This window comes from Desulforamulus hydrothermalis Lam5 = DSM 18033 (assembly GCF_000315365.1).
In the GTDB taxonomy this organism is placed as follows: Bacteria; Bacillota; Desulfotomaculia; order Desulfotomaculales; family Desulfotomaculaceae; genus Desulfotomaculum; species Desulfotomaculum hydrothermale.
This window is the reverse complement of sequence record NZ_CAOS01000010.1, coordinates 17,437-29,928: the sequence shown is the minus strand read 5'-3', so window position 1 is coordinate 29,928 and position 12,492 is coordinate 17,437. Positions and strand designations below refer to the sequence as shown.

The window sequence follows — 12,492 nt, the reverse complement described above, 5'->3', positions numbered from 1 at the left end:
AACTATTACGTACCTCCCATGGAAATCAGCACCCGGCGGGGGTAGGGTATTTCTATGCCTTCTCGGTCAAGGGCTTCTTTTACAGCTTTTCTCAGCTGCCTTTCTATCTCCCACTGGCGCATGGGTTTGGTTCTGGCGGTGATGCGGATGACTACATCTGACTCGCCAAACCTGACCACACCCAGCACATCCGGCCCTTCGATTAAATCTGCCGCCCAGGTTTGGGCAAACTGCCGGCTCATTTGCTTAAGCACCTCAATAGCCCGGTCAATATTTTCTTCATAGGAAATGCCTATTTCTACTAAAGCCTGCATGCCGCCCCGGTTGAAATTGGTTACCATGGTAATGATGCCGTTAGGGATAATGTGCAACTGGCCGCCAAACTCACGAATTTTGGTCACCCGCAGGCCGATTTCTTCCACCGTACCGGTAACCCCGGCCACTGTCACATATTCCCCCACCGCATACTGGTCTTCAAACAGGATAAAAAAGCCGGTGATAATATCCCGCACCAGGTTCTGGGCACCAAAACCAACCGCCAGGCCCAGAATGCCCGCACCGGCCAAAACCGTCCTGGCTGCATTGGGAATAAAAATTTCCACTATGGAAATAACGGTTACAAAATATACCCCGTAGCGAAGCACGCTTTTTAACAACCCGGCCAGGGTTTGCGCCCGGTTGTCGCCCAAAATTTGACCGGGTTTGGCATTAAAAATTTTTTCCACCAGGCGGCTGCCAAAACGGATCAGCAGCCTGGCCAAAACCAGTGTAGCAATAATTCTTAAGGTAATACTCAGGGCCTGTTGTATGTCTTTGGTGGAAAACAGGCCCAAAAACCACTCTTTGACAGGTACAAAATCCATGCTGACCTCCTTGGTTGCAACCCTCCGGCATTACAGAATGCTTCAAAATGCCGGCACACCTTAACGGCGGTTTATGGCTTTGTTTTTTAAACCTTTGTCTTAAGCCTTAATCATTAAAGAATGCTTTATATGCCCTGTAACATTCATAAATATCCGCCTTGCTGGCAATCTCCAGCGGGGCGTGCATGGAAAGCAGCGCTACCCCGCAGTCAATTACTTCCATGCCCAGTTCTGCCATCATATGGGCGATGGTGCCGCCGCCGCCTTGATCCACTTTGCCCAATTCGCCGGTCTGCCAGGTAATTTGCTGCCGGTTGAGCAGGTTTCTTAACAATGCTACATATTCAGCGTTGGCATCGTTGGTATGATATTTACCCCGGGCACCGGTATACTTTGTTATCACCACCCCGCCTCCTAAGCGGGCAGCGTTAAGTTTTTCCAGCACCCCGTCAAAGTTGGGATCCAGGGCAGCCGTTACATCAGCGGAAAGCGCCCGGGATTGTGCCAGCATGCGGTAGAGGGACAACTCATTAAACTGCGGCGCAAGCCGGCAGCCGATTTCTGCCAGGGCATTGGTGAGGAATCTCCCCTGCATGCCGGTATTGCCTGTGCTGCCTATTTCCTCTTTATCCACAAACAGCGCCACCGCTGTGCATGCCGGTTCCTTCGTTTCCAACAAAGCCTGCAGCGAAGTATAAACACACACCCGGTCGTCCTGGCCATAGGCCCCCACCATACTGCGGTCCAATCCTACATCACAGGCTGCCCCTGCCGGCACTGCTTCCAGCTCGGCGCTGATAAAGTCTTCTTCAGTAATGCCGTATTCTTCGTGCAGCAGGGCCAAAATATTCATTTTAACGGCATTCTCTTTATCACTGTCCTGCCGGGGTTGCCCGCCGATTAATAAATTCAGTTGTTCGCCTGCCACAGCTTCGGTCATCTTTTTTACCATTTGGTCTTTGGCCAAGTGAGGCAGCAAATCGGTAATGGTAAAAACAGGATCGCCGGGCCGGTCGCCAATGGATATTTCCACCCTTTGCCCGTCTGCCAGGCAGACCACACCATGCAAAGCCAGCGGGATGGTTAACCACTGGTACTTTTTAATGCCGCCGTAATAGTGTGTTTTAAAAAAGGCCAGCCCTGCCTCCTGATACAACGGGTGGGGTTTTAGATCCAAGCGCGGCACATCAGTGTGGGAACCGATAAGGCGAATTCCTTTTTGCCAGTCCTGCCGGCCGATAACCGCCAGGACTGCAATTTTTTCCTTGGCCGTTATATAAACCCTGTCACCGGGTTGCAAGCGTTCGTACCGGTCAACCGGCTGAAAACCGGCTGCTTGAGCCCGCCGGATAATTTGCCGGACACATGCCCGTTCTGTTTTGGCACTGCTGATAAAAGTTTTATAATCCTCGGCAAAGGCCATGATTTGCTGTACCAGCTCATGGTTTGCCTGTTCCCAAACATTTTTACGGCTGTACTCCAGGTGCTCAACCTTTTTCATTTAAAGATGCCTCCTTACGTTGTTTACGGCCTTGTTGGCCGTTAAGTTATTATACCCTGCCCGCCGCCGGGTAATGGAACAAACCTATATTTGCGTACCCGGCCCCGCCGGCAGGTATTTAAACAAAGACTTGTCAAACCGGGGTCCCAGGGAGGGCAGGATGTGCAAATTTTGCACCAGCGGCTGCCATTTGGCTATGATTAAGGATTCACTGATACCTCTGGCCAACTCCGCCGTTAACCCCTGTGTGCCCAGTAAAGCCAGGGGGACCTGCAGGGGCACCAGCACGCTGATTATCAGCGTAATAATCACTATGCCGGTGCAAAAACCAAGCAGCAAACCGGCTAACTTGTCCACCGGCCCCAGCGGGCTGAATTTGACAATAAAGCTGACAACAGACATCAGCCATCCCGCTATGATCCTGACCGCCAGTATAACGGCCACCAGGCTGCAAATATTAAGCAAGGCGTGCGCCAATAATAAATTAAATGCCTGACCCACCGTGCAGTGCTGACCCCACCTGCCCAGCAGGTCAATTATTTCCGGCCAGGGGGCCGGCAAGACAAACTGAGAGCTGAGTTTTTGCAGCATTCCAACGGGCAGGCTTAGTATTTCCTGGCTGTTAAAAGGCGCCGGTAATTTTATAAAAGAGCCGAGCAATCGGGCCAGGTAATCTGCCCATCCCCATTGGTCTGCCAGCCATTGGGCCAACGGCCGGTGATAACGAACAGCTGCATAAAATGCTACCAGCCAGCCGGCCAGACGCAGCAAGCCGGCCAGTAAACCGTAAAAGAAGCCCTGCCAACTTGTTATGATCAGTAAAAAAATAAAAATATTGTCCAGCCAGTTGATTTTTTCCACCTCCGCTTTACACAACGCCTGATGCTTAGTTTGGTGTTCGCTGTTGCCGGACAATAATCCTGCCGCCGGCTATCTTTGCTTGCCGCCCCGGTGTGGTTTCCACAGAGGAGCAATTAAAAAAGAACAAAAAATAATTAGCCCGGCATAGCCAAACAAGGGATAAAGCACCCTGACCAAAAAAGAAAAATCAAACAGGGTTAAGGGCAGCACGGCCAGGCAAAGGATACAGCCGCACAGCCGGTAACGCCTGCCGCCCGCCGGCGCCAAGCGGCTGGCAAAACCATGAGCATTGGCAATGGCCGTGGTAAGGATGGCCAGCCAGATCAACAGGGCAAACAGCGGCCGCAGGACTGAGCTGACACAGGTGGCCATATACAGCAAGGGAACTTCATAATTAGCCACTTCCGGGTAAAATGCCAGGCCGGCGACGGTTACCAGGGCTACGGCGCCGCCTAAAATCAAGCCGCCCAAAACACCTGCGTAAACACCGGTTTTTTTATCTGCCGTACGCCCCAGGGATGATAACACCGCCACCGGTACGGTCATATTAAAGGAGACATACAGCAGGCTCGACCACAGCCAGTGCCCGCCTACCCCCGGCTGGTTGATGAAAGGCAATGCCGCAGGCAAACCGCGGTGCATCACAGCCAGGGCGGCAATCAGGCAAACCCCGGCCAGTTTCACCGGTACTAATATTACATTAGCCGTTAATAATCCTGTCAGACCATGCATAATGACATAAAAGACAACCAGCAAAGCAGCCGCTATGCCCAACCAGCGAGGCAGCCCCAGGTATTCCTCGGCCACCGCTCCGCTGCCCGCCAGCATTACACCCAAGCCTCCTGCCAGTATGGCCAGACTGATTAGATCCATCAATTGGGCAGTCCGCCGCCCCCATAAGCAGTTAAACACTTCCCGGTAACTGCCGGCCTTCAGGTTTACGCCCAGGTACATGGCCAGTCCGCCCAGGTAAGCAAACAGCAGTGACGCCAGCAGGGCACCCAGCAACCCTCGATAACCGTGCAAAATAAAAAACTGCAATATTTCCTGGCCGGAAGCAAAACCGGCCCCGATAACCGCCCCAACATAGGTTGCCGTCAAGCGGACTAACAGACCGGCCGATGCCTTATTGATCATGCCGCCACCCCTTAAGTTTTGCTTTCTTCCTAATACTATGCCGTTCAGGGTGCCGGCTGAACCTGAAAGAAAATTGATCAGTAAGTGAATAAACAATGCATAGACGGGGCATATATATAGTATGTTTGCCTTGAGAGGATGTGATAGGATGTCCGTTCATTTGGATACCTTACACCAGCAAGCAGTATTAGCCCCAAAAACCAGAATCAGTGTGGAAGATCCCTTTGCTGTGGACAGTTTTGCCCTGGATTTAACCGGCCGGTTGCAGGCCTGCGGCATCCGCAGTGATGATGAGGTGGTAATTGTTTGTATCGGCACCGACCGGTCTACCGGTGACTGCCTGGGTCCTTTGGTGGGAAGCAAGCTGGCTGCTGCCGAGGGGCATCGGTTTAGGGTTTACGGCACACTGGATGACCCTGTGCATGCCGGTAATATGAATGAAAAACTGTCTGAGATTATAACCAGGCACCCGGCTGCACCGGTAATTGCAGTTGATGCTTGTCTGGGCCACCTGGAAAATGTTGGCTGTGTGAACATTGGCGACGGTCCTCTGCTGCCCGGTGCCGGGGTAAATAAATCCCTGCCGGCCGTGGGTCAGTTTTATATTACCGGGGTGGTTAATGTGGGCGGCTTCCTGGAGTATCTGGTGCTGCAAAATACCCGGCTAAACCTGGTGATGCGGCTGGCCAACCTAATTGCCGACGGCCTGCTGCAAACCGCGCAAATATTGCAAAAGAAAACCCGCAGCAACTAACTGCGGGTTTTTTGTCGACAAACACCAACGGTGGTTAAAGGTTGTAAAACAAAGGGAGGTGGTTTGATGATCCCCTGTGGGCGACTTGTCGAAGCACCGTTACAGCACTTGATGAGCGAAAGGAGCCATTGGGGGGGCGCCCACAGGACGTAGGCGCCAGCCGAACCGGGCCAGGATGGCCCGTTTGAGGCGACCCCAATGGCCACCGTAGCGAATCATAGTGCTGTCGGTGCGTAGACCGGAGCCAAAGGGGATCATCAACCACCGATAATGTTTGGCAACAGTTTGACCCGCAGCAACTAGCTGCGGGTTTTTTGGTTGTCACAGTTATATTGTTGAAGAACAGCTATTACTTCATCATCTTTGACCTGACTGAAATCAAGGTAAAATTGCCCTACGGCGTAAAAGGGCTCTCGGGATACCAGACAAACCAAATGGTCCACTTCTTTCGCCAACCGCTGCACGGTTTCCGGCGGCGCCACCGGCACCGCCAAGGTGACGGATTGGCAGCCGCTGTTTTTAATTGACTGCAGGGCCGCTAAAATGGTAAAACCGGTGGCAATGCCGTCGTCCACCACAATAACATGCCGTCCTGCCAGGTTAGCTCCCGGCCTGTTGTTACGGTAAGCCGCGGTGCGCCTGTTTATCTCATCAATAATTTTTTGTACGGCCGGCTGCAGTTGTTTTTCTGATAATCCCAGGCGGCTGAGCAACTCTTGATGATAAATGGCTGTTCCGTCCTGGGTAACGGCACCCACCGCTACCTCAGGATTTTGGGGCGCTCCAACTTTTTTCGGAATGATAATATCCAAGGGTATGCCCAGCGCCCGGGCCACTTGATGGCCTACTACAACTCCGCCGCGGGGTATTGCTATAACAATGTCGGCGGGCCGGTTTGTTTCTTGCAAGGCAATTGCCAATTTCTGACCGGCCGCCATACGGTTTTCAAACAAAAGAACCCCCCCTTTTTAGTTTTTCAGGTGGGTTCAGAGTATTAATGTACCCGGTGGGCGTTTTTTCCCTTAAGCTCCGGTCAAATTTTAAAAGATTAGCTGCCGCCGTAAAGTTTCTTGGCCTTACCTGCATCCTGAACCCCCGCTTATATAAGGTGGGCCGGCCGGGGGTAAATTATTCACGCTTTCTCAAGGGTTTTTTGTACCGCCTGGGCTTCTTCTTCCGTTAAGCTGTAATTAGAGGTGCCTTTACGGATAGGTTTGGCATAAATGCGTGTTTCATCTCTGCCGTACAGGCCGGTTAACACCACACCGTCGCCCCGGCGGTCTAATAAGGCTACCGAAAAACTGAGGTCGCTGCCCATGTTGTCAAAGGCGTTAAAGCGGATTAAACCCGGGTTGTGAACGCACTGGGCCAATTTTTCTTGTAAAATTCCCTGCTGCTGCTTGATTTCTTGCCCCAAGGCTTCTAAATTCTTTACATCAACGGCATAACGCTGTAAAATTTCTTCTAAATCGGCACCCGACGGACCGCGCATTAATAAACGATAACGACGGCTGACTTCCCGAAAGCGGCGGAACAAAATTACTTGGCTGAGGCCAAGTATTAAGGCAAGCAGGCTAAGAACCAGCATAATATAAGGGGCATTTTTTTCTATTAACAGCCAGATTGGTTGCACAGTTGAATCACCCTTATTAATTACTGTAGTTAAACATTTTTAGTATGTCTTGTCTGTCATACGGCATCCGAAAATCATTATACCAGATATTGTTATATTGTAATAGAAAAAATTATAACAGAGGTGTGTCAATTGCATATCCTGTATATTGATGCTTGCTGCGGCTTGTCACTGGACAGGCTGCTGGGGGCACTGCTGCAGCTGAATGTTAAACAAGATGTTTGGCACCGGCAGCTGGCCGGTTTAAATATAAAAGGTTATAAACTGTCAATCAGTGAAATAAATGAGTACGGAATCACAGCAACATGTGCTGCTGTCAGTGTTGAGCAAAAAGATGCCTTTTATCCTGTTGGGGAAATAATGGATTTGTTGGAGAATAGTTCCCTTAGTGACAGGACAAAAAAACTGTGTGCGGAAACTGTCATCACTCTTGATCAGGCTCACTGCCGGGTAACCGGGCAGCCGTGGTCTGCCCCGGCGCGGCAAGATACCTTAATTAACCTTATTTTACTGGTTGGCATCGCCCTTTGTTTAGAGCAATTAGCTGTCAATAAGGTATTCCTGCCGTCCCTTACCCTGGGTACGGGTTTGCTTAAGGCAGCTGACGTCTGGCAGCCGCTGCCTGATCCTGTTACGGCTGAGCTGATCAAAGGGTTGCCGGTGCAGTGGAGCCCGGCGGCGGACCATTTGGTTACCCCCATGGCCGCCGCACTGGCAAAAGTATTAGTGGATGAATTTGCAGCGCCGCCGCTAATGATCCCTCTGGCAATCGGTTACGGCCTGGATCGCCGCCGGCGGCCGTTACCCGGCCTGCTCAGGGTTGTGCTGGGTCAGGTTATTGACCATACCGGTCAATTGGAAAAAATTGCTACAATAGAAACTAATATTGACGATATGAACCCTGAAATATACCCCTATATTATGGACATATTGCTAAAAAAGGGGGCTTTGGATGTTTTTTTAACACCGTTGATTATGAAAAAAGGCAGGCCCGGCAGCAAACTGACAGTTCTTTGCCGACCGGGCGATATTAAAATGTTAGCCGATATTGTACTCCGGGAAACTTCCAGCCTGGGCCTCCGTATCAGTTATCAAGACCGCATTACAGCCTGGCGGGAGGTAACAAAAGTAACCACTCGGTATGGTGCCATAGGTGTAAAAATTGCCCGTCGGCAGGCCGGGGCGCCGGTTTTAAGGGTAACGCCGGAATACGAAGACTGTCAAGCCGCCGCCGCTGCCTACGGGGTACCCATCAGCCAGGTTTATCAGGAAGCATACAGAGAGGCAGAAAAATTAATAACAAAAGATTACTTATAGGTTAATTATGCTTTGCAGATGCAAAAGCCAATGAGCCCCGGTCCGGCGTGTACCCCGATTACCGGGCCAACCTGCCCGAAATATGAATTGTTAACATTGGGCAGGGATTTTATTTTATTAAACAGTTCCCATGATTCTTCCGGGGCAGCGCCGTGCATAACAGCCAGGGTACCGCTTTTTTCTTTAAGTATTTGGCTGGCAATATCAAACAGACGCATAATAGATTTTTTCCTGCCCCGTACTTTATCGTAGGTATAATATTTACCTTCTTTATTTATTGAAATAATGGGTTTAATTTGCATGATTTCACCAATAGTTCCGGCTACATAACCAATGCGCCCGCCTTTTTTTAAATATTCCAAGGTGCCTACCACAAAATATACATCCATGTTATTTAAAATATCTTTTGCTTTATCTACAGCAGCTTGAAAACTTAAGGTTTTTCGTAATGTTTTAGCGGATTCTAATACCGGAATACCGAGGGCCATTGACAGGGCTTTGGAATCTATAACTTCTATAATCATGTTTTTAAATTCCCTGGCCACGGTTTTGACAGTGTTGTAAGTGCCGCTGAGACCGCTTGAAATATGGATGGAAATAATATGAGTATAACCTTCCGCTTGCAGTTTTTTGAATAAATCCATAATCTGGGCCGGTGACGGCAGCGATGTGGTGGGAATTTCTGCCGGCATGCGTTGATATATTTGATCCGGACTGATTTCTATTCTGTCCAAGTATTCTTCGTTATTGGAATAAATTACCTTAAGGGGCAGCACTTTAATATCATATTCTTGCACCGTTGCCTGGTCCAGGTCACAGGTGCTGTCGGTAACTATAGCAACTTTTTCTGCCATTTGAATTTCAAACCACCTTTGTTAATAAAATCTAAGATTTTCGGATTGTCGACCAACCTTTTTATAATTCAATTGGCACTATTCGACCGGCCCGGCAATAATTCCTTTTAAAGGGCAGGATGTATTTATGAAATATAATATCCCTATTACTTATCATGTATTAATACACATAGCTCAGACTGCCGTCAAAGATTATCAAAAATAAAGACAGAGTTGTTTTGATACTCCGTCTCAGAGTGTCAATAAACCTTATCGGTGGTTGATGATCCCCTTTGGCTCCGGTCTGCGCACCGACAGCACTATGATTCGCTGCGGCGGCCCTTGGGGTCGCCTCAACCGGGCCACCCCGGCCCGGTTCGGCCGGCGCCCACGTCCTGTGAACGCCGGCCCAAGGGCTCCTCTCGCTCATCAAGTGCTGTGACCGGTGCCTCGATAAGTCGCCGGCAGGTGATCATAAACACCACCTCGCTTTGTTTTATAACCTTTGTCTACAGTTTGAGACGGAGGTGTTATTATACTCCGTCTGCTTAGCTAAATATTTATATTTAATTTCTGCCACAGCCAGGAAAGAAAAACGGCCACTAAAATTGCCGGCAATAAATTGCCTACCTTTATTTTTTTAATACCCAGCACATTGCTGGCAATACCAACAATTAATAATCCGCCGGTGGCAGTCATTTCATTAATCATGCCAGGGTTTAGGAGGGATTTAAGAAAATCTGCCGCCAATGTGATGGCTCCCTGGTATATTAGTACCGGGATGGCAGAGAAGGCTACACCAAAACCCATAGTAGAGGTGAAAATTACCGCAGATGTGCCGTCTAATAATGATTTTGCGTACAGGGTGGTGGCATTGCCGGTCAAGCCGTCTTCCAGTGCCCCCATGATAGCCATGGCGCCCACGCAATAAATTAAACTGGTGGTAACAAAGGCCCTGGCCACTTCCCCTTCGCCAGCCCCAATTTTAGTTTCCAAATAAGTACCAATGCGTCCCAACCATCCTTCAATATCCAAAATTTCCCCTATAATACCGCCTAACACCAGGCTTAAGATAACAATTAATTCGTTTTCTGTTTTAAAGGCCATCTTAAAGCCAATCAGCGCCACCGCCAAACCAATACCGTTCATCACCGTTTGGTTGGCAGATTCGCTGATACCTTTACGAAATAAAAGGCCAATGGCTGTCCCGGCCACGATGGCCGCAGCATTTACTATGGTACCTGTCATACTAAATCCTCCGTTTTCCGCCCTTTTAAATTATGGCAGGCTATAGTTATAATGAATGGCTTAATGTTTCACGTGAAACATTAAGCCATCTGCCTGTTTTGCGCCAGCAGCAACTCCAGTAGTCTGTTTAAATCGTTATCATCATAGTAATCTATTTCTATTTTACCGCCCCGCCGGCTGGTTTTAATTTGAACTTTGGTTCCTAAACTGCTCCTCAGTTGATCTTCTATTTCCATAATGTCAGGGTTTTTAGTTTTTTCCTTTTTTACTTTTTCTTTTTCACTTTGCTTAGTTAAGAGATTGTTCACCAGTTCTTCTGCCTGTCGTACCGAAAGTTGTTTTTTAGTAATTAGCTCGCAGGCCTCCAGTTGCAGTTGGCGGGATTCTAAAGCCAACAACGCCCTGGCATGACCAACTGATATTTCACCGTTACTCAGTTTAATTTTTATTTCATTAGGTAATGATAACAAGCGGATCATATTGGCAATTTGCGGCCTGCTTTTACCCACCCGTTGAGAAACCTGATCCTGCGTCAACTGAAATTCATCCATGAGCCGGCGGTAAGCGGTTGCTTCTTCCAGGGGATTAAGGTTTTCTCGCTGTAAATTTTCAATTAAGGCAATGGCCGCCGATTGCAATTCGCCATATTCTCGAACAACGGCTGGTATATATTCCAACCCCAATTGCTGACAGGCACGCCACCGGCGCTCACCGGCTATTAATTCATAGCCGCCCGGCTGTGCTCTGACTACCACCGGCTGCACCACTCCGTACTCCCGGATGGACTCTACCAGTTCGTTAAGCTTGTCGGGATCTATTCTCAAGCGCGGCTGCTTGGGGTTAGGCCTTATATCCGTTACTCTGATTTCTTTTAAAACACCTTGACTGACAGGTTCACCGGCTGTCACAGGCATTAAAGCCTGCAGACCTTTGCCTAAGCCTCTTTTTTTAGTCAATACCCATCACTTCCTTAGCCAGTTCTCGATAAGCTTCCGCACCGCGTGATTTAGGATCATAAATTACCACCGGAATACCGTGACTGGGAGCTTCGCTTAAACGTACGTTACGGGGAATAATGTTTTTGTATACTTTATTGCCAAAAACTTTTTTTACTTCATCCACCACTTGAATGGATAAATTAAGCCTGGCATCAAACATGGTCAGTAAAACACCTTCTATTTTAAGACCGGGATTTAAGTGCTTTTGCACCAGTTGAATGGTATTCATTAACTGACCGACACCTTCCAGCGCATAAAACTCGCATTGAATAGGTATTAAAACAGAATCAGCAGCAGCCAGGGCGTTTAATGTTAATAAACCCAGGGACGGCGGGCAATCAATAATTATATACTGGTAACGTTCCTTTAAAGGGGCAAGGGCTCGTTTTAATATCTGTTCTCTGGCCATTAACGAAACCATTTCCACTTCTGCGCCGGCCAGTTGTATGGTAGAAGGAAGTAAATGCAAGTTCCTTATATCGGTGCTGATTAAAACTTCTTCCGCCGGTATTTCATTGATTAAAACATCGTAGATGCAGCGTTCTAACTTTGACTTATCTATACCCAAACCGCTGCTGGCGTTTCCCTGGGGGTCAATATCAACCAGTAATACCGGTTGACCCATCATGGCTAAACTGGCTCCTATGTTTACGGCAGTGGTGGTTTTAGCTACACCACCTTTTTGATTAGCTATGCAGATAATTTTGCCCAGGACGGACACCCCCTTCCTAAATTTACTTAAAACTAACTAAATCCAGGCAGAAACCTATCACGGTTTCTGTTTAATTCATCTGCACCATCAGGTCACACCTAGTGTAATCCCAGGCCACAGTGTACGTGGTACGACTTAAGTCTTCCATATAACCGAGGCACGACTTAAGTCTTTCAGTTAGCCTAACCACGGCAATAAATTTTTTTCCGGTTATATTGACAGGCTAATTATATCCCTGCTAAGTGTTGTCTGACCGTTAGGCGGGCAAATACCTCATCTTTGGGCCGCCTCTTTTCTTAACGGCCACAGAAGGAACAGGTTTTAGTGGTTCCTTCCTCTGCTACCTCTTTAACATGCTTGCCAGCCATCACCATAACCCATGACCCAGGCAATAATTTTAGCTTAGCAAGGGCTGTCCGGTTTAGCATCAAAGGGAGTATATTATCATCTTGGCCTGTTTTCAAGGTGGGGGAATAATTACCTATAATTGGACCGCTGTTTCACAGCGCTAAAATTATTGTTAATTTTCCTATTCAACAAAGAAATGAATTCTTCCTCCTATGTTTCACGTGAAACAAATTAATAAAAATTAGGCCACGCACGGGGCGAAGCCGGTTCGTATGCCATAAACCAAA

General features: G+C 48.5%; 14 protein-coding genes. 3 read left to right on the top strand and 11 right to left on the bottom strand.

The window, feature by feature from the left end; translation table 11 throughout:
* Positions 1-5 precede the first annotated feature (5 nt).
* From DESHY_RS07565 to DESHY_RS07550, 4 genes are all read right to left on the bottom strand, one after another.
* Positions 6-863 (bottom strand): mechanosensitive ion channel family protein, encoded by an 858-nt coding sequence (locus DESHY_RS07565; RefSeq protein ID WP_008411718.1) that lies wholly within the window; start codon positions 861-863, stop codon positions 6-8.
* A 106-nt stretch (positions 864-969) separates the two neighbouring features.
* The gene (locus tag DESHY_RS07560; protein ID WP_008411717.1) at positions 970-2,364 is read right to left on the bottom strand and encodes an aminopeptidase; all 1,395 of its coding nucleotides are present in this window, start codon (positions 2,362-2,364) and stop codon (positions 970-972) included.
* An 84-nt stretch (positions 2,365-2,448) separates the two neighbouring features.
* The gene (locus DESHY_RS07555) at positions 2,449-3,279 is read right to left on the bottom strand and encodes a CvpA family protein (protein ID WP_008411716.1); all 831 of its coding nucleotides are present in this window, start codon (positions 3,277-3,279) and stop codon (positions 2,449-2,451) included.
* A gap of 15 nt (positions 3,280-3,294) precedes the next feature.
* On the bottom strand, positions 3,295-4,362 hold the full coding sequence (locus DESHY_RS07550) for a YkvI family membrane protein (RefSeq protein ID WP_008411715.1): 1,068 nt from the start codon (positions 4,360-4,362) through the stop codon (positions 3,295-3,297).
* 148 nt (positions 4,363-4,510) lie between these two features.
* Here DESHY_RS07550 and yyaC point away from each other — a divergent pair, with 148 nt between their 5' ends.
* On the top strand, positions 4,511-5,116 hold the full coding sequence (gene yyaC, locus DESHY_RS07545; RefSeq protein WP_008411714.1) for a spore protease YyaC: 606 nt from the start codon (positions 4,511-4,513) through the stop codon (positions 5,114-5,116).
* A 99-nt stretch (positions 5,117-5,215) separates the two neighbouring features.
* Here the strand turns inward: yyaC and DESHY_RS14265 are convergent, their stop codons facing one another.
* From DESHY_RS14265 to DESHY_RS07535, 3 genes are all read right to left on the bottom strand, one after another.
* On the bottom strand, positions 5,216-5,374 hold the full coding sequence (locus DESHY_RS14265) for a hypothetical protein (protein WP_162829801.1): 159 nt from the start codon (positions 5,372-5,374) through the stop codon (positions 5,216-5,218).
* A gap of 41 nt (positions 5,375-5,415) precedes the next feature.
* Complete coding sequence (locus DESHY_RS07540) at positions 5,416-6,069, bottom strand: phosphoribosyltransferase (protein ID WP_008411713.1); 654 nt, start codon at positions 6,067-6,069, stop codon at positions 5,416-5,418.
* Between the two features lie 179 nt (positions 6,070-6,248).
* Entirely contained in the window at positions 6,249-6,749 is a 501-nt protein-coding gene (locus tag DESHY_RS07535; RefSeq protein ID WP_008411712.1) for a DUF4446 family protein, read from the bottom strand.
* 132 nt (positions 6,750-6,881) lie between these two features.
* Between DESHY_RS07535 and larC2 the strand changes: the two genes are divergently transcribed.
* On the top strand, positions 6,882-8,066 hold the full coding sequence (gene larC2, locus DESHY_RS07530; protein WP_008411711.1) for a nickel pincer cofactor biosynthesis protein LarC2: 1,185 nt from the start codon (positions 6,882-6,884) through the stop codon (positions 8,064-8,066).
* A 5-nt stretch (positions 8,067-8,071) separates the two neighbouring features.
* Here the strand turns inward: larC2 and DESHY_RS07525 are convergent, their stop codons facing one another.
* Positions 8,072-8,920 carry a DegV family protein gene (locus tag DESHY_RS07525; RefSeq protein WP_008411709.1) on the bottom strand — a complete coding sequence of 283 codons (849 nt, stop codon included), beginning with the start codon at positions 8,918-8,920 and terminating at the stop codon, positions 8,072-8,074.
* Positions 8,921-9,182: 262 nt separating this feature from the next.
* Here DESHY_RS07525 and DESHY_RS14260 point away from each other — a divergent pair, with 262 nt between their 5' ends.
* Entirely contained in the window at positions 9,183-9,341 is a 159-nt protein-coding gene (locus DESHY_RS14260; protein ID WP_162829800.1) for a hypothetical protein, read from the top strand.
* A 110-nt stretch (positions 9,342-9,451) separates the two neighbouring features.
* Here the strand turns inward: DESHY_RS14260 and DESHY_RS07520 are convergent, their stop codons facing one another.
* From DESHY_RS07520 to DESHY_RS07510, 3 genes are all read right to left on the bottom strand, one after another.
* Positions 9,452-10,147 (bottom strand): DUF554 domain-containing protein, encoded by a 696-nt coding sequence (locus DESHY_RS07520; RefSeq protein WP_008411708.1) that lies wholly within the window; start codon positions 10,145-10,147, stop codon positions 9,452-9,454.
* Positions 10,148-10,227: 80 nt separating this feature from the next.
* On the bottom strand, positions 10,228-11,103 hold the full coding sequence (locus DESHY_RS07515) for a ParB/RepB/Spo0J family partition protein (protein ID WP_008411707.1): 876 nt from the start codon (positions 11,101-11,103) through the stop codon (positions 10,228-10,230).
* Positions 11,096-11,857 carry a ParA family protein gene (locus tag DESHY_RS07510; RefSeq protein ID WP_048817997.1) on the bottom strand — a complete coding sequence of 254 codons (762 nt, stop codon included), beginning with the start codon at positions 11,855-11,857 and terminating at the stop codon, positions 11,096-11,098. Before DESHY_RS07510 ends, DESHY_RS07515 begins: the two co-directional genes overlap by 8 nt.
* Positions 11,858-12,492: the final 635 nt, after the last annotated feature.

Excerpts from the sequence above, each read along its gene's own strand:
- DESHY_RS07565 (WP_008411718.1), bottom strand. The coding sequence starts at position 863 with ATGGATTTTGTACCTGTCAAAGAGTGGTTTTTGGGCCTGTTTTCCACC.
- DESHY_RS07560 (WP_008411717.1), bottom strand. The coding sequence starts at position 2,364 with ATGAAAAAGGTTGAGCACCTGGAGTACAGCCGTAAAAATGTTTGGGAA.
- DESHY_RS07550 (WP_008411715.1), bottom strand. The coding sequence starts at position 4,362 with ATGATCAATAAGGCATCGGCCGGTCTGTTAGTCCGCTTGACGGCAACC.
- yyaC (WP_008411714.1), top strand. The coding sequence starts at position 4,511 with ATGTCCGTTCATTTGGATACCTTACACCAGCAAGCAGTATTAGCCCCA.
- DESHY_RS14265 (WP_162829801.1), bottom strand. The coding sequence starts at position 5,374 with ATGATCCCCTTTGGCTCCGGTCTACGCACCGACAGCACTATGATTCGC.
- DESHY_RS07525 (WP_008411709.1), bottom strand. The coding sequence starts at position 8,920 with ATGGCAGAAAAAGTTGCTATAGTTACCGACAGCACCTGTGACCTGGAC.
- DESHY_RS14260 (WP_162829800.1), top strand. The coding sequence starts at position 9,183 with ATGATCCCCTTTGGCTCCGGTCTGCGCACCGACAGCACTATGATTCGC.
- DESHY_RS07520 (WP_008411708.1), bottom strand. The coding sequence starts at position 10,147 with ATGACAGGTACCATAGTAAATGCTGCGGCCATCGTGGCCGGGACAGCC.